This is a genomic window from Billgrantia zhangzhouensis (assembly GCF_021404465.1).
Lineage (GTDB): Bacteria > Pseudomonadota > Gammaproteobacteria > Pseudomonadales > Halomonadaceae > Halomonas > Halomonas zhangzhouensis.
The window spans coordinates 1-17178 of sequence record NZ_JABFTT010000004.1; the positions used below are offsets into that span (position 1 = coordinate 1).

Sequence of the window (17178 nt, forward strand, 5' to 3'; positions counted from 1 at the left end):
TGAAGGGCCCAGCGAGACCAGCTGGTTGATAGGCCGGGTGTGGAAGCGCTGCAAGGCGTTGAGCTAACCGGTACTAATGGCCCGTGAGGCTTGACCATATAACCCCAAGGGGTCTGCGCATCGCGCACACGATTGACGGATACGCCCGACAGCCAACATGGCGAAACGGACGAGACGTATCGCTCAGCATGATTCCAACCGTTTACGCCTGACGACCATAGCGAGTGGGAACCACCTGATCCCATGCCGAACTCAGCAGTGAAACCGCTCAGCGCCGATGGTAGTGTGGGGCCTCCCCATGCGAGAGTAGGTCATCGTCAGGCATTTTTTCAGAAACCCAGCTTCGAAAGAGGCTGGGTTTCGTCGTTTGGGGGCTCCCAAAGCGCCCCCTGATCGCCAGCGGGACGACCCGGTGGTGTACTGCAACCCGGGGACGGCCTCGGACCCTCAAGAAGGAAATCTCAATGGCCTGGTTGATGTTGGTCGTTGCCGGTCTTCTCGAAGTGGCGTGGGCGTTGGGCCTGAAAGCGTCACAGGGCTTTACCCGGCCGCTTCCCAGTTTGCTCACGATCCTGGCCATGGTGGCCAGCTTCTATCTGCTGGCACAGGCAATGAAGGTGCTGCCCGTGGGTACCGCCTACGCCATGTGGGTGGGGATTGGCGCGGTCGGCACGGTATTGCTGGGCATTCTGATATATGGCGATAGCGCTTCGCCATTGAGGCTGCTCAGCCTGGTGCTGATCCTTGCTGGTCTGGTGGGTTTGAAGCTGGCTGCTTAGCGGGTAGTGAGAAAGGGCCTATATGGGTAAAGTCCCGGTCGAGAAGACCGGGGCTTTGTCATGTTCGGCCGTCGGGGAGCCCGACGACTTAGATGGAACGGCGCTTATACGACGCCTTGATCAATCATGGCATCGGCCACCTTGCGGAAGCCGGCGATGTTGGCACCGAGTACTAGGTTGGTTGGCTCGCCAAACTCCTCTGCGGTGCTCGCACACTGACGATGGATATCTGCCATGATGGCCTGCAGCTTGGAGTCGACTTTCTCCAAGGTCCATTGCTGCATGCTGCTGTTCTGTGCCATCTCTAGCTGGCTGGTAGCCACACCGCCGGCATTAGCGGCCTTGCCGGGGCCATAGGCGACCCTGGCCTCGAGGAAGCGGTCGACGGCGGCTGCCGTGGAGGACATGTTGGAGCCTTCACTGATGCAGTGCACACCGTTATTAAGCAAGGCGATGGCATCGGCCTCGGTGACTTCGTTTTGAGTGGCGCTGGGGAAGGCCACGTCACCCGCGATACGCCATACGGCATGGCCGTCGCTCGGGTAGTCCTGGGCATCGATGTAACTTGCCTCGGGATGGTGTTCGACATACTCACGCAGCGAGGTGCGCTTGATCTCCTTGAGCAACTTGAGTGTATCGAGGTCGATCCCCTCTGGGTGATGGATCGTGCCGCGGGAATCCGAGCAGGTAATGGGCCGGGCGCCGAGTTGGTAGAGCTTCTCGATCGTGTAGATGGCCACATTGCCGGCGCCGGATACCAGGCAGGTCTTGCCGGTAATGCTATCGCCACGCGCTTCGAGCATGTTCTGGGCAAAGTAGACTGCACCATAGCCGGTAGCTTCCTTTCGGCCAAGAGAGCCGCCCCAGTTCAGCCCTTTGCCAGTAAACACTCCTTCGTAGCGGCCCGTGAGGCGCTTGTACTGGCCATATAGGTAGCCGATTTCCCGTGCGCCCACGCCGATGTCGCCGGCGGGAACGTCGATAGTCGGCCCGATGTGGCGGTACAGCTCGTTCATGAACGACTGGCAGAAGCGCATGATCTCGCCGTCGGACTTGCCCTTCGGGTCGAAGTTGGAGCCTCCCTTCCCGCCACCGATGGGTAGCCCGGTCAGAGCATTCTTGAAGATCTGTTCGAAGCCCAGGAATTTGATGATGCTGGCGTTGACGCTGGGATGAAAGCGCAGGCCGCCTTTGTAAGGGCCAAGTGCCGAGTTGAACTGGATGCGATAGCCCTTGTTGACCTGAACCTTGCCGGCATCGTCGACCCAGCTAACGCGGAACATGATTTGGCGTTCCGGCTCGACGATGCGTTCGATGATGCTGTGTTGGTGGTAACGTGGCACGGCCTCGAGCAGGGGGCGCAGGCATTCGAGTACTTCCTCGGCGGCCTGGTAGAACTCGCCTTGGGCCGGACTGCTCCTGCGCAACCCTTCGAGGGTGTCGTGGATGTATGTCATTGAGAGCGTCCTGAGTTTAATTAGGTGCACTCACTATAATTCAATGCACCATTATGCAGCAATCGCATAGGCTATGTCAGGATTAGACATTGATATGAGCCGAAATCGCTTTCAAAACATCCAAAGCTATGCACCAACATCGATCATTAGCATGGCTTAATGGACGAATATTAAACGATGTGTTGAGTGGTCATTCTTGCCGACAGCCGCTGCCGAGGCTGTTACCATTAGTGTCTGGAACCTGCCGGAGCCTATGTTGTTGATGTCATTGATCCCGACGCCCCCTTTTGCTTCTGTGTCTCATGCCAGTCGAGTTGGGCAGGACAGGCCGCAACTGCCAGGAGGGAATGCCTGAAATGCCACAAGGGGAAGTGCGCGTGGTACCGGATCGGCTGCTGTTATATTGTCGCCCAGGGTTCGAGCATGATGTGGCCGCTGAAGTGGCGGCGCACGTCAAGTTGTTAGGGTGGCGGGGCAGGTCGGAATTTTCTCCGCAGGAGGGTTACGTGCGCTTCCTCGTGGAGGATGAACGACCCTCCAACGAATTGCATCGTGAGCTACGTTTCGAGCAGCTCGTCTTTGCGCGCCAGTGTCTGGTGGCGTTGCCGCCGCTTTCCCTGGTGCGAGATGACAGGCTCTCCGCTATTGTGGCGCAGGTAGTTGCCAGTGGCTGGAGCTTCGATGCCATATGGCATGAGACGCCCGATACCAACGAAGGCAAGGCCCTGGCGGGGCTGATCAAGGCACTGACACGCCCGCTGGAATCGACGCTGCGTAAGCGCGGAGCTCTGCGTCGAAAGGCGGCAGGGCGTCGGCTGCACCTGTTCTGGACGGACGGCGATCGTGTCCAGTTGGGCATGAGCTTTCCCGGTAACCGCAGCGAGCTGCCAGGTGGCATACGGCGCTTGCGTTTCCCTCCGGCCGCTCCCAGTCGTTCGACCTTGAAGCTAGAGGAGGCTTGGCATGAGTTCATACCCCGCGATGAGTGGGATGAGCGCCTGGCCGAAGGTATGCAAGCTGTCGACCTGGGGGCAGCGCCAGGGGGTTGGACCTGGCAGTTGGTCAATCGTGGAATGCATGTCTTTGCCATCGACAACGGTCCCATGAAGGGAGACCTGATGGCCACAGGGCTGGTCGAACATCTACGTGAGGATGGTTTTGTCTGGGAGCCACCGTATCGGCTGGATTGGCTGGTATGCGATATCGTCGACAAGCCGGCTCGTGTGACGGCGATGGTACAGCGTTGGCTGACCCGGCGCTGGTGCCGGGAGGCAGTATTCAACCTCAAGCTGCCGATGAAGCGGCGCTGGGAAGAGGTCGAACGTTGCCTGACTCAGTTGGAGGATGCGCTGGCAGATGCCGGTGTGCGCGCGATGCTGCGCTGCCGGCATCTCTATCACGACCGTGAAGAGGTCACGGTGCATGTCAGGCTGCGAGACTGACGACAGCGAACTCTTCTCAGTAGGAGGGTTCGTAAATGCGGATGGTCTCGTCCTCGGTCAGCAACGGCAGAATGCGCTGCATTGCCCTGGAGCGTTCTTCGCTGGTGTACCATTCGTTCCAGGCGTTCAGGTCGCGCCATTTGACGATCATCAGACGCCGGTCGCTGTGGCCGCGTTCGACCAGGGTCTCTCCACCCACGAACCCTCTGGCGCCAAGCGAGTGACGCATGGTTTCGCGCGCCGCCTCCTCGTATTCCACCTCCAGGCCAGGCATGATACGACGTTCGATAATGATCTTGATCATCTAGCAGCTCCCTACGCCGAGGTCGATCGATGACGAATACCGCCGACTCACAGCCCACCTTTACCCATCAGGCTGAGCTGGATACGACCGGACTCTACTGCCCGGAGCCCATCATGCTGATGCACAACAAAGTGCGCGACATGCAGCCTGGCGAGATTCTCAAGGTGATCGCCACGGATCCGGCGACCACTCGGGACGTGCCCAAGTTTTGCAGCTTTCTTGGCCATGAGCTGATCTCGCAGCAGGAGTCGGACGGGCAATATCTCTACTTTATCCGTTTAGGCTGATGTACTGCCAGCCCGCCGACTCACTGCCACCGCTCAGTTGCCGGCTCCTTCCGCGGCGCAGGGGATGACCATCAACGCTAGAGCCTCGAGGGTGCCTGGGTCTTGTTCGCGGATTCGATTGGCAATGCTGCGCTGAAAAAAGTAGACCACCCTGTGACGACTGCGGCCGGGGTAAAGGCAGGCATCGCCAGGCAGGATCGGCGTCGACTCGACGAGTGTTTCATCGGCCAGAAGTGCTTCCACGTTGCCATCGCTGTATAGGCGCCAGCCGAATACCTGCTTGAGCTGCCAGGGGCGACTGTCGTCGTCGATGCATAGGGCATGGGTACCCTGGGTATCGGGAATTTGCTGAATGAGGGTGATCTCGCCGGTTTCTTCATAGTCGAAATAGGCGGCGGCATGTTTCAGCTCACAGGCCTTGTGTGGCGGGGGATCCTCGAGAAGCTCCTCGGTTTCCGGGTCGCGGTAACCTATGAAGCAGCCGTGTTCGGCATCATCGAGAAGGTGGCACGAGGTCAGCGTTTCCATCCAAGGGACAAGGCCAACCACGTCGCCATCCTCACGCAGGCCCCAGGCAAGAATGGGCATGCCGTAGAGGGAGTCGGGGTCCGAGGCCAGGCTATAGACCATCTCGAGACCGTCGAGCTCAGGGGAGAGACGTACCAGGCGGCGCTTGGCCTGGAGCTTCTGGCGCATCGTTTCCAGGTCGATGACCCGGGCAGGGCAGGGTGACGGTGTCATACCCATGTTCCTCCCTCCAGATTCTGCATGGGCCGAGCGGTAAGCTCACGGCTACGGCAAGGCTGACGGGATCGACTCCTACCTCTTACGGTTCACCAATATCACAGAGTTGCTGTGCAAGTTAAGCCCGACGAACGCTTTTCATGAACAGCGCTCGGCCAGGATATGCCAATGCTGATGGTGCTCACGGCGGGCCCGACGCAGGGTGGGCAAGGGAGCGTCCGGATTTTCCAGTGAGAGCCAGCGCTGACGATACTCGGCGACCGCAACGGGAAGAGAGATATGGCTCTCGAATAGTTCGTCCATCGCTACCAGCCAGCGCGTAGACAGTGTTTCAAGCTGTTCCAGCCGCTCGTGCGCCGGGGTGCCGGTCAACCGTTTCAATCCTGCGGGATGTCCAGCCTGCCATTCGCGACTCCCCTGGCCTTGCGCCGCAGACGTATGCTGAGCAGGACCGCCGCTACGGTGAGTCCGGCGATCAGGCCAATCCAATAGCCATGCACTCCCAGCGGTCCGCCCCAGCTTGCCAGTCCTTGAGTGCCCAGCCAGTGGCCGCCGCCCAGTCCCACCGCCCAATAAGCGAACAAGGTAATCACCATGATGATCCGGGTATCCTTGTAGCCGCGCAAGGCGCCGGCCAGGTTGACCTGAAGAGAATCGGACACCTGGTAGAGCATGGCCAGCAGAACCAGTGACAGGGCCAGGCGTTGTACGGCCGTATCGTGAGTGTAGAGGGCCATGACCGGCTCTGCCGTGAACCACAGCAGTGTGCTGTTGAGCAGGGCGATCAGCACCGATACCAGCACGCCGTTCCAGGCCACCATGCGTGCCCGCTCGGTCTTGCCCTGCCCGAGTGTGTTACCAACCCTGACGGTCAGCGCCATGCTGAGGGCCAGCGGCAGCATGAACAGGATCGAGGTGTAGTTCAGGGCGACCTGATGCGCTGCTACCGTCACTTCACCCAGGCTGGCAATGAACAGCGAGATCAGCGAGAAGAGCGTGACCTCGACGAAGATCGCCACACCGATAGGCACGCCCACATAGAGCAGTTCGCCAATCAGCTTCCAGCGTGGAGGCGTGGGCGAGTGCCACAGAGAGATGCTGCCGTAGGCACGTGAGCGGCGGGTATAGAGGATCATGGTCAGGCACATGACCCACATGGAAAGAGCAGTGGCGATGCCGCAGCCCAGAGCCTCTAGAGCCGGCAGGGCTTGTACCCAGGCCGGCAGCCAGTCGCCGAATAGTGCAGTGAGCCCATCGCCGCCGTAGATCAGCACGAAGTTGCTGGGAATGTTCACGCCTAGGCCCACCAGGCTGATCCACAGCGAGGGACGGGTATGGTTCATGCCGTCGGAGAAGGCGCGCAGGGCCTGGAACAGTGCAATGCCCGGCATGCCGAAGGCGACGGCGGAGAGATAGGCCGCCGAGCGTCGGGCAACCTCGGGGGGAACGTCCATTAGACGGAAGATCGGCGTAACCGTGAACCATAGCAGCAGTGCTGCCAGCAATCCCAGGGCCAGGGCGACCCACAGCGCTTGGTGGACGTTGGGACGGATGCGTTCGGTGGCACCACCTCCTAGTAGTTGGGCGACGATGGGCGTCAGCCCCATCAGCGTACCGGTCATGAACAGCATCAATGGCAGCCACAGGCTGGAGCCGACGGAAACGGCCGCCAGGTCGGTGGCACTGACACGGCCCGTCATCATCACGTCGGTGACGCTCATGCCGGCCTGGGCCAGTTGGGCGCCGCAGATTGGCAGGGTCAGCCGTAGCAGGGGCCGCGTTTCCGTGCGGCTGACGCTCAGCAGGTCGGAGAAGAACGTTGCCAAAGGGATGCTCCATGCATGTCAGGGCCTTGGCCACATGCCAAGGAAACCAAGTATGTTAGCAATTCCCGGTGAATTTCGCTGCGCAAACGACTCGCCTATACTGGCGGGCCATTCGTCATGCATGGAGAACCCGTGACGCATCGTCTCGATGACGTGATCACCTTGTTCGACGGCCTATTCCAACCGCATTTCAATACCCACCTGATTCGCGGTGGGGATGAGCCGCTCTATCTGCCCGCCGATGAGGTCGTTCCCTGGCATCGGGTGGTCTTCGCGCGAGGCTTCTACTCGAGTGCCTTGCACGAGATCAGCCATTGGTGCATCGCCGGTGAACAGCGGCGCCTGCTGGAGGATTACGGCTACTGGTACCTGCCCGACGGGCGCAACGCGGAGCAGCAACGCCGGTTCGAACAGGCCGAAGTGGCGCCTCAAGCACTGGAAATGCTTTTCTCTCGAGCTTGCGGGCTACGCTTTCATGTTAGCGTCGACAACCTGGGCGGTGAGGTCGAGGTCGACCGCGAGGCCTTCCATGATCGTGTTGCGCAACGTGCGGCCCGCTATGAGCGGGAAGGGCTGCCGCGCCGGGCTGCCGCGTTCCACGCTGCGCTGCTGGCCTTCTACCAACAGGGCGAGTCCATGCAGAGCGCCCTGTCAGCGGGGCTGCATGTACTCGATCAGCTGTGCTCGCGAGCTTCCCACGCCGCTCTACCGAGCTGAAGCAGTGGGGCCAGTGCCGGCATCGCCTGGCGTGCCGGGTAGGCGACGCCGATGGTCTGGCGAATCTCGAGCTCGGCAATGGGACGGCTCTGCACGTCCGGGTGAGCGAGGATCTCAGGCCAGGCCGGCACCAGCGAGGCGCCGACCCCGGCCGCTACCAGCCCCAGGGTATATTCGATGGTGCGCAGGCGTGCTCGCACCTGGCAGCGCACGCCAGCATCGCTGAGCGCCGTGGCCAACTGCTGCATGGCGGCGCAAGGGTGGCGCCAGATGAACGGCAATCCGTCGAGGTCGGCCAGCGAGACAGTGCCCTTCAGGCCCAGCGGGTGCCCGCTGGGCAGCGCGAGGAGATAGCTATCGTGCCAGATCGGCTGGAAGGCTTCGCCGGGCGACAGGTCCTGTTCGCCGATGATGCGCGCATCGCAGCGCTCCTCCGGATTGACCAGGGTCAGTGCCAGGTTGTCGCCCTGGCCGATGTACTCCTTGAGCAGGGCGGTCATGCGGTTGGCGCCAAGGGAGCGCATCAATCCCAGGCGAACCGGTGTCGGGGGCGCCGGAGTGCGAAACAGGCGGCTGATGGCGTCGAGGTCCTCGCTGACCTGGCGGGCCAGTGGATAGAGCCGGTGTCCCTCTTCGGTTGGCGTGATGCCGCGACGGTGACGTTCGAACAGCGGCGTGCCCAGCCGCTCCTCCAACTGCACCAGTGCGGTCGAGATGGAGGGTTGCGCCACGTGGCAGCGCCGGGCGGCGGCGCTAATCGAACCGCCCTCGTAGGCGGCGATGAAGTAGCGCAGACTTCGCACATCCATAATCTATGCCTATATCTGGGGCAGGATATCGATATTATCGCTTTGTCTGTCGGGCACGCTAGGCTGTAACCATTACCTTGGCAGCCCCGGGAGCCTGTACCGTGCTCGAACCTCTTCCTCAGGAGCAGCGATTCTACGCTGCGCTACGCAACGGCGACTGGCCCATACCACAACGGGAGTGGCAACTCGACGAGGTCGGGCTCACTCCCTCCAGTCTGGCCGAGCTGTTCGAAACCCAGCTGATGAGTCGTCACCTGGACCTGCACGCCCGGCGCCTGCAGGGTCGGAGCGAGGCCTTCTACACCATCGGCAGCGCGGGTCACGAGGGCAACGCCGCCATTGCGCGTGCCTTTCGTGCCACCGACCCAGCCTTCCTGCACTATCGCGACGCGGCCTTTCTTATCCAGCGCAGCCGAGCGGTGCCGGGGCAGACTCCACTATGGGATCTGCTGCTGAGCTTCGCTGCCTCGGCGGAGGATCCGATCTCCGGCGGGCGGCACAAGGTACTGGGCTCGAAGACGCTGCACATACCGCCCCAGACCAGCACCATCGCCTCGCACCTGCCCAAGGCCGTAGGAGCGAGCTACAGTCTCGGCCTGTGGCGGCGGTTGGGTGGCGCTGGCGAGTGGCCTGTCGATAGCGTGGCGATCTGCAGTTTCGGCGACGCTTCGTTCAACCACTCCACCGCACAGGGGGCGTTCAACGCTGCCGGCTGGGCCGCCTACCAGGGTGCGCCGATGCCCTTGGTGATGGTGTGCGAGGACAACGGCATCGGCATTTCCACGCCCACGCCGGACGGCTGGATCGAAGCCAGCATGCGCTCGCGTCCTGGATTTCACTATCTCGCCTGCGACGGTCTCGACTTGCTCGATACCTGGCGGGCGGCCAGAGAAGCCGAGCGCATCGCGCGGTGTCGCAAACAGCCGGTCTTCCTGCACATGCGCTGCGTGCGGCTCTACGGCCATGCCGGCTCCGATGCCCAACAGGCCTATATGACGCCTGCCCGGATCAAGGCCGACGAGGCGCGCGATCCGCTACTGGTCACGGCAGGGCTGCTCCAGCGCCACGGTGTGCTCGGGCGCGACGCCATCGAAGCACTCTACCGCTCGGTGGCCGAGCGGGTCGCGCATGTCGCCGAGGAGGCGATTCGCCGGCCCAAGCTGCAGGCGGCCGGCGAGGTCATGGCGAGCATCGTGCCGCCATCAAGGCCGGGGCGTGCACGGCCCTGGCAGGGCGAGGTGGACGCGACTCCAGCACCCATGGCCAAGCTGCTCAACCAGGCACTACAGCGCTTGATGACCCGCTATCCGCACTTGGTGATGGCGGGCGAGGACATCGGCCGCAAGGGGGGCGTGTACGGCGTTACCCAGCGCCTGCAGGCGCAGTTCGGGCCGCATCGGGTGATCGACACCCTACTTGACGAGCAGAGCATCCTCGGGCTCGGCATCGGTCTGGGTCAGAACGGCTTGGTGCCGATCCTAGAGATCCAGTTCCTGGCCTACCTGCATAACGCCGAGGACCAGTTGCGTGGCGAGGCGGCCACGCTCAGCTTCTTCTCCAACGGTCAGTACACCAACCCCATGGTGGTGCGCATCGCCGGGCTCGGCTATCAGAAGGGCTTCGGCGGGCATTTCCACAACGACAATGCCATCGCCGTGCTGCGCGACATTCCCGGGCTGCTGGTGGCCTGCCCATCGAACGCCGCCGACGCCGTGGGCCTGCTGCAGGAGGCCGTGCGTCTGGCTGACGAGGAGCAGCGCGTGGTGGTAGTGATCGAACCGATCGCGCTCTACCACACCCGCGACCTGTTCGAGGAGGGCGACCAGCGGTGGTGTTTTGCCGATCCCGGGCCCGAGCATCGATTGGGCGTGGGCGAGCTTGGTGTATGGGGCGAGGGCCGTGAGCTTGCCATCGTCACCTACGGCAACGGCGTCTATCTGTCGCGGCAGGCTGCCGCCAGGTTGGAAGCCGACGGCGTGGCGCTGCGCATCGTCGATCTGCGCTGGCTGACCGCCATCGATCATGACGCCGTGCATCGCCTGGTCGCCGACTGTACCCAGATACTGGTCGTCGACGAGTGCCGGCGCAGCGGTTCGCCCAGCGAGGAGCTGATCGCAGGCCTGGTGGAGCGTGGTATGGCGAGCGGCAGGCTGCACCGGCTGACGGCCGAGGACAGCTTCATTCCCCTGGGGCGGGCAGCCACGGTCACGTTGCCCTCGGTGGAGGCGATCGTGGCGCAGGGGCGACGCCTAGTGGCCCCCGGGCAGCACGGTGAGATGGCCGCGAAGGCGGCGGGTACGGGCAAGGTCACGGCAGGGAGTGGTGAAGCATGAACCGCAGCGACAGCAAGATGAGCGGCGAATCGGCTCGCGAGCGCATACTGATCGTCTGTCCCGGCCGTGGCACCTACAATGCTGCGGAGTGGGGAACCCTGAACCGGCTGGCGGGCGGCAGCGAGTGGCTGGGGCGCTTCGATGCCATGCGCCGCGAGGCCGAGCTGCCGACGCTCTCTGAGTTGGACGGCGAGACGCCTTTCCGCCAGGGCCTGCATGGGCGGGGCGAGCACGCCTCGCCGTTGATCTATGCCTGCGCCTGGGCCGACCTGCTGTCGATCGACCGGGAGCGCTACGAGGTCGTGGCAGTGACCGGCAACTCCATGGGCTGGTACATCGCCCTGGCGGCCGCCGGCGCCCTGGAGCCCGACGAGACGCTGCAACTGATCGGCACCATGGGATGGCTGATGCAGGAGCGCCTGGCCGGCGGCCAGGTCATCTATCCCTGGGTCGATGAATCATGGCGGCCGGACTGGGCTCTGCGCCAGGAGTTACTGGCATTGGCCGAGCGTATCCATGGCGGTGAAGAGGCCGAGCTTTATCTCTCGATCGACCTCGGTGGCATGTTGGTCTTCGGTGGCAACGAGACGGGGCTTTCGCGTCTGACCGAGCGGCTGCCGGCGCGCGAGCGATACCCGCTGCGGCTGCACCAGCACGCCGCCTTTCATACGCCTCTTCAGGAAGGAGTGAAACGCGAGGCGCGTCGGCGGCTTGGTGCCGAGCCGTTCCGCGCTCCCGAAGTGCCGATGATCGACGGTCGCGGTCACATCTGGACGCCCTGGAGCACTGATCCGCAGGCGCTGTGGGATTACACCCTGGGCGAACAGCTGGTCGCCCCCTACGATTTCACTACGGCAGTGAAGGTCGGCGTGCGTGAGTTCGCGCCCGACCGTATCGTCATACCCGGCCCCGGGGCGACGCTGGGCGGGGGCACGGCACAGACGCTGATTCAGATCGGCTGGCAGGGTTGGAAAGACAAGGCCAGCTTTCAGGCCGGCCAACAGCAGGAGCCACGCCTGCTGTGCATGGGCATTTCCGAACAGCGTGACCGACTGACGGCCGAGGGAGCATCAGCTCACGGCTAGGCGCTCGTGCAGGCGCAGCATCACCTCGACCTCGTGCTCGGGCCGTAGCGGTTCGAGCCCCATTTCACCGAACAACTCGTTGCGTGCCCGGCTCCATTCGCCGGCAGACAGCTCGGGATAGAGACTGTCGGCGGGAGCCAGCTCGATGAAGGGATCGATGCCGTAGGTGTCGAACAGGCGTGCCAGGGCGGCTTCATCGCCGCTGATACCCGCAGTGAACAGCGTAGCGTTGAAGTGGTCACTCTCGAGTTCACGGATCACGTCCAGAGGACTCGCGCCGAAGTTGTGCAGCTCCTCCAGGCTGTAGCCGTTGAGCTCGTTGAATTCGTCATCGAGCCACTCGTCGTCGGGCTGGATCAGGGTGTGCTTGATGCGTCCATCGGGCAGCACCCAGGCAATGGCCAGCGGTAGATCGCTGTCGTCGCCGGTCTCAACGGCGATGAATCCGGGTATTTCGACCATTTCACGGCTCCTGTTGGGGGCGGCCATTGTCCTGATCTTCGCCTGCCTGCGGCAAGCGAAAGAAGCGTCGAGCGGTATCGCTGGTGGCGCGAGCCAGTTCCGCTTCGTCAGTGTCTCGCCAGTGGGCGATCTCGCGTACGATCCACGGCAGCAGTGCAGGCTCATTGCGTCTGCCCTTGATTCTGGCAGGTAAATCGCGTGGCAGCAGGTAGGGACAGTCGGTTTCCACCATCAATCTCTCGAGGGGGATTGCTCCCACCAATTCGCGTAGGTGATGACCGCGGCGCTCGTCGCAGATCCACCCTGTCAGGCCGATGTGCAGGTCCAGGTCGAGGTAGCCGTAGAGAGTGTCGCGGTCGGCGGTGAAACAGTGCACCACGGCATCAGCGATATCGTCGCGCCAGGCCCGCAGCATTTCGCGCATGCGTGGTCCGGCGTCGCGCTCGTGCAGGAACAGCGGCTTGCCGCTCTCTGCGGCAAACCCCAACTGGGCCTCGAAGGCACGCTCCTGCTCGGCCGGCGTGGAGAAGTTGCGGTTGAAGTCGAGCCCGCACTCACCCACGGCCACGACCTCGGGGCGTTGATGCAACTCCCGCATGGCAGCGGCCAGGGAGGCGTCCCAGCGACTGGCATCGTGGGGGTGTACGCCGGCCGTGGCGTGCAGCCCAGGATAGCGCTGGGCCAGCTCCACGGCCTGCTCGGCATGGGCGCGGTCGGTGCCGGTCACGATCAAGGTCGCCACGTTGGCCGCCCGCGCACGACCCAGTACCGCTTCGAGATCGCGGCCGAAGCTGTCATGGGTCAGGTTGGCGCCGATGTCCACCAGTGGGGCGGGAGCGCAAAAGCGCAACGCCTCGGGCAGAAACTCGTCGAAGGTGGCGTCGATGTCGGCCAAGGGGAGGCTCCTCTGCTGGTTCACGCGCATTGTAACCAAAGCCACGGCGGGCCAGCCATGCGTTACACTAGGCGCCTGCCGGATCGACGCGGATTTGTCATGAGGTCCCGGCGTCGCCGCGGGGCGTGCCCAATCCGGCAGGCCCCTAGCCCGAACGATCGAAGAGGTAACTGCGTGACCCTGCTACGTCTGGAACGCTTGCAATTGGCCTATGGCACCCATGTACTGCTCGATGGGGCCGATCTGGTGCTGGAGAAAGGAGAACGGTTGGCATTGGTGGGGCGCAATGGCACCGGCAAGTCGACCCTGCTCAAGCTGGTGGCCGGCGATATCCTGCCCGACGACGGCAGCATCTGGCGCGCGCCCGGGCTGAAGATCGGCGTGCTGGAGCAGGACCTGCCGGCGGCTTCCGGCCAGACCATCTTCGACGTGGTGGCCCAAGGGCTGCCCCAGGCGGGCGAACTGTTGGCCGAATACCATCGCCTGGTGCAGGCCGCCGATCCCGACATGAAGCGCATGGCGACCCTGCAGAGCCGACTCGAAGCCATCGATGGCTGGTCCTTCCATCAGCGCATCGACGTGGTACTGACGCGCCTGGGACTGCCGGCCGACGACCTGATGAGTTCGCTCTCGGGAGGCTGGCGCCGGCGTGTGGCGTTGGCCCGGGCACTGGTGGCCGAGCCCGACCTGCTGCTGCTCGACGAGCCCACCAACCATCTCGATCTCGACACCATCGCCTGGCTCGAGGAACAACTGCTCGATTTCAACGGAGCGGTGCTGTTCATCACCCACGACCGTGCCTTCCTGTCGAAGCTGGCGACGACGATCCTCGAGCTCGATCGCGGCCGACTAGGACGCTATCCAGGCGACTACGCCAAATACCAGCAGCAGAAGGCCCATGAACTCGAGGTGGAGGCGCGCGAGAACGCTGAGTTCGACAAGAAACTGGCCCAGGAAGAAGCGTGGATCCGGCAGGGCATCAAGGCGCGGCGTACGCGTAATGAGGGCCGGGTTCGCGCGCTCGAGCAGCTGCGGCGCGAACGCAGCCAGCGGCGTGACGTACAGGGCCGCGCCAGTTTCGGCATCGACAGCGGCGAGCGCAGCGGCAAGCGGGTGGTGGAACTCGTCGGCGTGACCCACCGTTTCGGCGACGAGACGATCGTTCGCGACCTTTCGCTCGAGATCCAGCGTGGCGACCGCATCGGCCTGATCGGGCGCAACGGTGCCGGCAAGACCACGCTGCTCAAGATCCTGCTCGGCGAACTCGAGCCCAGCGAAGGTACGGTAAGGCTGGGCACCAATATCAAGGTGGCCTACTTCGACCAACTGCGCGCGGGGCTGGAGCCGGAGAAGAGCGTCTACGACAACGTGGCCCAGGGCAGCGACAGGATCAGCGTGGGCGGCAAGGACAAGCACGTCATCAGCTACCTGCAGGACTTCCTGTTCACTCCGGAGCGGGCGCGTCAGCCGGTCAAGGCGCTCTCCGGCGGAGAATCCAACCGCCTGCTGTTGGCGCGGCTTTTCACCCAGCCGGCCAACGTGCTGGTGCTCGACGAGCCGACCAACGATCTCGATGTCGAGACCCTGGAATTGCTCGAGGAGCTGCTGCTCGATTTCGACGGCACGTTGCTGCTGGTCTCGCACGACCGTGCCTTCATGGACAACGTGGTAACCGGCGTGCTGGCCTTCGAAGGTGACGGTGTGGTGCGTGAATACGTCGGTGGCTACAGCGACTGGGTGCGCCAGGGCGGGACACTGCCACCAGCGCCTTGGGAAGGTGCTGCCCGCCAGCAGGCCGAGCCCACTGCCAAAACGGAGAAGAAGCCGAAGTCTGCCACCGCTGCGGCGGCGCCGGCCGCGAAACGACCCGCCAAGCTCTCCTACAAGCTACAGCGGGAACTCGATGCCCTACCGGCAGAGATCGAGAGGCTCGAGGTCGAGGTGGCGGAGTATGAAGCCAGGGTGGGTGACCCGGCTTTCTACCAGCAGGATGCTGGGGTGGTATCCGAGGTGCTGCAGGCCATGAGTGACAAGCAGGCCGAACTCGACGCCGCCATGGAACGGTGGATGGAGTTGGAGGCCCTCGCCGCAGGGGAGTAATAAACAAAAATTCGATAGGAAGCGCTGTTTATCGTTGCGAGCAAAGATAGGCTGGCTGCCGCCGGAGTGGAGCTACCGCCTGCTACATGAGGATAGCGACGGTCCGACGTATCGGCACCGCCGGCAGCCAGAAGGCTAGGTTCGTTCCCGACGAACCAACGCACTTCCCACCTCCCTGTGGGTCGTCGAGCGCAGTAGATAAACAGGGTTTCCGCTACTCGGCGCTTTCGCCCTTCTGCCCTACCCGTACGGCGAGAACGTCGCACTGGGCACCGTGCAGTACGCCGGTGGAGGTGGAGCCGAGCAGCAGGGCGAAGCCGTGCCGGCCATGGGAGCCGACCACGATCAGATCGACGCCGTTCTCCTCGGCAAAGCGGTGGATCTCGGTGTCGGGCATGCCGACCAGTACGTGCTGGTTCTCCTTGGCCACGTGTGGATCGGCTATCTCGGCCAGACGCTGCTTGGCGTGCTCGTCCAACTGATCCTGGATACTGGTAAGGTCCATGGGGATATCTCCGCCATAGGCAAAACCCAGCGGCTCGAGGGTGTGCAGGATAGACAGTTTAGCCTGGTTGCGCTCGGCGATCTGCATGGCACGCTCGAGCACCTTGTGGGAATCCTTGGTCAGGTCGACGGCGACCAGGATATGGCGGTATTCGTTGCTCATTTCGGACTCCTGCGTAACGGCACGTGATCGATATGCCTTCACTCTAGGACGGCTGATGAGCCAAGACAACGACTTGCGTCAAGAATCAGGAGAAACCAGATGGTCTGGTTGGTCATATTGGTGGCACTGTTGCTGATGATCTCGCCAGTGATGTGGCTCAAGCCCAGCGTCAGGCAGCGTCGCATCGTGCCGCTGCGCAACGCGGCGGCCAAGGCAGGGGTGAGGGTGGTACTGGAAAAGCCCCCGCTGCACGGCGTCGAGACCGCCATGCCAGGTTACCGCTGGACGTATCCGGGCGATGCGCCGGGACCAAGATTCCTCTTGGTACGGGCTAGCGAGGCCAGCGATGTGCTCAAGCCCTACGTGGCTGACTGGCGTTGGCGGGTCGAGCCTTTGCGTCCTCTGCCCGAGGCGGCGCGTAATGCGCTCGAGGCAATTCTGATGCGTCTGCCTCAGGATGCGCTGGTCCTCGAGTCCAGCGAATCGGCGATTACCCTGTGGTGGTGGGAATCACAAACTGCCGAACGCTTTCTCACCTACACCGAGGACTTCCGCCAGTTGCGCGCCTCTCTGGCCGGCCATGCCGAGCATATCGGGGGAAGGCGAGTCTTCGGCGAAAGCGCGCCTCGCGACTAGTGTCGTGAAAGCGCTGGGCAGCCTCAGCCTTCGCTCTCCCTGGCCTGGATCTCCAGTCCGTTGTTCTCGATATGTTCCAGCAGCGCATCGAGTCGCTGCACCTCTTCTTCACTCAGGCCGGCCAGCATTTCGCGCCTGGCCTGAGTGACCACCTCATCGATCTGCTCCAGCAGGGGATCCGCCGCTGCGGTCAGGAAGACTCGCTTGGTGCGTCTATCCTGGTCGCAGGGACAGCGTTCGATCAGCCCTTGCTCTGAAAGCTGGTCGAGGGTGCGGACCAGGGATGGCGCCTCGACGCCGATCGCACGGGCCAAGTCGCACTGGGGCTGGCCGTCGCCAAGCCGCCATAGATGGTATAGCGTGATCCAGCGCGTCTGCGTCAGGCCTAGCGGAGCGAGACGCCGGTCGATGATGGCACGCCACAGGCGAGGCAGACGGGACAGTCGGAAGCCAATGTTCTGGTGCATGGGACTCCGCTTAATCGTTGAATTTGCCGAATTGTCCGGACCCCTTGCGTGTAATGCAACTTGTCGCGTCGTGAAACGGCTGGTCACATTTCGATTAACGGACTAACGGAAAGGTTCCATGTCTGGAGAAAGCATAGCGGATAGCGCCGTCGGAGGGCGGCCGAACCC

Annotated in this window: 18 protein-coding genes and 2 rRNA genes; 10 read left to right on the forward strand and 10 right to left on the reverse strand. The window is 63.0% G+C overall.

Features of this window, described 5'->3' with window-relative positions; all coding sequences use genetic code 11:
• The 3 genes from HOP51_RS05415 to sugE all read left to right on the forward strand — a co-directional run.
• Positions 1 to 98, forward strand: a 23S ribosomal RNA gene (locus HOP51_RS05415); the annotation flags it as partial.
• Positions 99 to 207: 109 nt separating this feature from the next.
• A 5S ribosomal RNA gene (gene rrf / locus HOP51_RS05420) occupies positions 208 to 323 on the forward strand.
• Between the two features lie 141 nt (positions 324 to 464).
• Positions 465 to 779 (forward strand): quaternary ammonium compound efflux SMR transporter SugE, encoded by a 315-nt coding sequence (gene sugE, locus HOP51_RS05425; protein WP_234272944.1) that lies wholly within the window; start codon positions 465 to 467, stop codon positions 777 to 779.
• Between the two features lie 104 nt (positions 780 to 883).
• On the opposite strand, the gene gdhA is transcribed toward sugE, so the two are convergent.
• Positions 884 to 2236 (reverse strand): NADP-specific glutamate dehydrogenase, encoded by a 1353-nt coding sequence (gdhA, locus tag HOP51_RS05430; protein ID WP_234272945.1) that lies wholly within the window; start codon positions 2234 to 2236, stop codon positions 884 to 886.
• 356 nt (positions 2237 to 2592) lie between these two features.
• Between gdhA and rlmM the strand changes: the two genes are divergently transcribed.
• Positions 2593 to 3678: a 23S rRNA (cytidine(2498)-2'-O)-methyltransferase RlmM gene (rlmM, locus tag HOP51_RS05435; RefSeq protein ID WP_234272946.1), complete on the forward strand. Its 1086-nt coding sequence runs from the start codon at positions 2593 to 2595 to the stop codon at positions 3676 to 3678.
• Positions 3679 to 3694: 16 nt separating this feature from the next.
• Here rlmM and HOP51_RS05440 read toward each other — a convergent pair whose 3' ends face one another.
• The gene (locus HOP51_RS05440) at positions 3695 to 3982 is read right to left on the reverse strand and encodes an antibiotic biosynthesis monooxygenase family protein (protein WP_234272947.1); all 288 of its coding nucleotides are present in this window, start codon (positions 3980 to 3982) and stop codon (positions 3695 to 3697) included.
• Positions 3983 to 4011: 29 nt separating this feature from the next.
• On the opposite strand from HOP51_RS05440, the gene tusA reads away from it, so the two are divergent.
• The gene (gene tusA / locus HOP51_RS05445; RefSeq protein WP_234272948.1) at positions 4012 to 4269 is read left to right on the forward strand and encodes a sulfurtransferase TusA; all 258 of its coding nucleotides are present in this window, start codon (positions 4012 to 4014) and stop codon (positions 4267 to 4269) included.
• Positions 4270 to 4302: 33 nt separating this feature from the next.
• Here the strand turns inward: tusA and HOP51_RS05450 are convergent, their stop codons facing one another.
• The 3 genes from HOP51_RS05450 to HOP51_RS05460 form a co-directional block, all read right to left on the reverse strand.
• The gene (locus HOP51_RS05450) at positions 4303 to 5016 is read right to left on the reverse strand and encodes a hypothetical protein (protein ID WP_234272949.1); all 714 of its coding nucleotides are present in this window, start codon (positions 5014 to 5016) and stop codon (positions 4303 to 4305) included.
• Between the two features lie 135 nt (positions 5017 to 5151).
• Positions 5152 to 5385 carry a hypothetical protein gene (locus HOP51_RS05455; protein WP_234272950.1) on the reverse strand — a complete coding sequence of 78 codons (234 nt, stop codon included), beginning with the start codon at positions 5383 to 5385 and terminating at the stop codon, positions 5152 to 5154.
• Between the two features lie 5 nt (positions 5386 to 5390).
• On the reverse strand, positions 5391 to 6839 hold the full coding sequence (locus HOP51_RS05460) for an MATE family efflux transporter (protein WP_234272951.1): 1449 nt from the start codon (positions 6837 to 6839) through the stop codon (positions 5391 to 5393).
• Positions 6840 to 6971: 132 nt separating this feature from the next.
• Between HOP51_RS05460 and HOP51_RS05465 the strand changes: the two genes are divergently transcribed.
• Positions 6972 to 7556, forward strand: a complete 585-nt coding sequence (locus HOP51_RS05465) for an elongation factor P hydroxylase (RefSeq protein ID WP_338073034.1) — start codon at positions 6972 to 6974, stop codon at positions 7554 to 7556.
• On the opposite strand, the gene HOP51_RS05470 is transcribed toward HOP51_RS05465, so the two are convergent.
• Complete coding sequence (locus tag HOP51_RS05470; protein WP_234272953.1) at positions 7514 to 8365, reverse strand: LysR family transcriptional regulator; 852 nt, start codon at positions 8363 to 8365, stop codon at positions 7514 to 7516. The genes HOP51_RS05465 and HOP51_RS05470 overlap by 43 nt on opposite strands.
• A gap of 101 nt (positions 8366 to 8466) precedes the next feature.
• Between HOP51_RS05470 and HOP51_RS05475 the strand changes: the two genes are divergently transcribed.
• Positions 8467 to 10698: a thiamine pyrophosphate-dependent enzyme gene (locus HOP51_RS05475; RefSeq protein ID WP_234272954.1), complete on the forward strand. Its 2232-nt coding sequence runs from the start codon at positions 8467 to 8469 to the stop codon at positions 10696 to 10698.
• A complete protein-coding gene (locus HOP51_RS05480; RefSeq protein WP_234272955.1) occupies positions 10695 to 11783 on the forward strand; it encodes an ACP S-malonyltransferase in 1089 nt (362 codons plus the stop codon). The genes HOP51_RS05475 and HOP51_RS05480 overlap by 4 nt, the downstream gene beginning before the upstream one ends.
• Here the strand turns inward: HOP51_RS05480 and HOP51_RS05485 are convergent.
• Positions 11769 to 12245 (reverse strand): hypothetical protein, encoded by a 477-nt coding sequence (locus HOP51_RS05485; RefSeq protein WP_234272956.1) that lies wholly within the window; start codon positions 12243 to 12245, stop codon positions 11769 to 11771. The two genes, HOP51_RS05480 and HOP51_RS05485, sit on opposite strands and share 15 nt — an antisense overlap.
• 1 nt (position 12246) lies before the next feature.
• The gene (locus HOP51_RS05490; RefSeq protein ID WP_234272957.1) at positions 12247 to 13170 is read right to left on the reverse strand and encodes a TatD family hydrolase; all 924 of its coding nucleotides are present in this window, start codon (positions 13168 to 13170) and stop codon (positions 12247 to 12249) included.
• Positions 13171 to 13314: 144 nt separating this feature from the next.
• Between HOP51_RS05490 and HOP51_RS05495 the strand changes: the two genes are divergently transcribed.
• Positions 13315 to 15240, forward strand: coding sequence for an ATP-binding cassette domain-containing protein (locus tag HOP51_RS05495; RefSeq protein WP_234272958.1), 1926 nt, complete (start codon positions 13315 to 13317; stop codon positions 15238 to 15240).
• A 214-nt stretch (positions 15241 to 15454) separates the two neighbouring features.
• Here HOP51_RS05495 and HOP51_RS05500 read toward each other — a convergent pair whose 3' ends face one another.
• The gene (locus HOP51_RS05500; protein ID WP_234272959.1) at positions 15455 to 15907 is read right to left on the reverse strand and encodes a universal stress protein; all 453 of its coding nucleotides are present in this window, start codon (positions 15905 to 15907) and stop codon (positions 15455 to 15457) included.
• Positions 15908 to 16006: 99 nt separating this feature from the next.
• Here HOP51_RS05500 and HOP51_RS05505 point away from each other — a divergent pair, with 99 nt between their 5' ends.
• Positions 16007 to 16543: a preprotein translocase subunit YajC gene (locus tag HOP51_RS05505; protein ID WP_234272960.1), complete on the forward strand. Its 537-nt coding sequence runs from the start codon at positions 16007 to 16009 to the stop codon at positions 16541 to 16543.
• 23 nt (positions 16544 to 16566) lie between these two features.
• Here HOP51_RS05505 and slyA read toward each other — a convergent pair whose 3' ends face one another.
• On the reverse strand, positions 16567 to 17010 hold the full coding sequence (gene slyA / locus HOP51_RS05510; RefSeq protein WP_234272961.1) for a transcriptional regulator SlyA: 444 nt from the start codon (positions 17008 to 17010) through the stop codon (positions 16567 to 16569).
• Positions 17011 to 17178 lie beyond the last annotated feature (168 nt).

Coding starts and splice junctions, on each gene's coding strand:
- tusA (WP_234272948.1), top strand. CDS start 4,012: ATGACGAATACCGCCGACTCACAGCCCACCTTTACCCATCAGGCTGAG.
- gdhA (WP_234272945.1), bottom strand. CDS start 2,236: ATGACATACATCCACGACACCCTCGAAGGGTTGCGCAGGAGCAGTCCG.
- HOP51_RS05490 (WP_234272957.1), bottom strand. CDS start 13,170: ATGCGCGTGAACCAGCAGAGGAGCCTCCCCTTGGCCGACATCGACGCC.
- slyA (WP_234272961.1), bottom strand. CDS start 17,010: ATGCACCAGAACATTGGCTTCCGACTGTCCCGTCTGCCTCGCCTGTGG.
- HOP51_RS05500 (WP_234272959.1), bottom strand. CDS start 15,907: ATGAGCAACGAATACCGCCATATCCTGGTCGCCGTCGACCTGACCAAG.
- rlmM (WP_234272946.1), top strand. CDS start 2,593: ATGCCACAAGGGGAAGTGCGCGTGGTACCGGATCGGCTGCTGTTATAT.
- HOP51_RS05450 (WP_234272949.1), bottom strand. CDS start 5,016: ATGGGTATGACACCGTCACCCTGCCCTGCCCGGGTCATCGACCTGGAA.
- HOP51_RS05485 (WP_234272956.1), bottom strand. CDS start 12,245: ATGGTCGAAATACCCGGATTCATCGCCGTTGAGACCGGCGACGACAGC.
- HOP51_RS05470 (WP_234272953.1), bottom strand. CDS start 8,365: ATGGATGTGCGAAGTCTGCGCTACTTCATCGCCGCCTACGAGGGCGGT.
- HOP51_RS05440 (WP_234272947.1), bottom strand. CDS start 3,982: ATGATCAAGATCATTATCGAACGTCGTATCATGCCTGGCCTGGAGGTG.
- sugE (WP_234272944.1), top strand. CDS start 465: ATGGCCTGGTTGATGTTGGTCGTTGCCGGTCTTCTCGAAGTGGCGTGG.
- HOP51_RS05480 (WP_234272955.1), top strand. CDS start 10,695: ATGAACCGCAGCGACAGCAAGATGAGCGGCGAATCGGCTCGCGAGCGC.
- HOP51_RS05505 (WP_234272960.1), top strand. CDS start 16,007: ATGGTCTGGTTGGTCATATTGGTGGCACTGTTGCTGATGATCTCGCCA.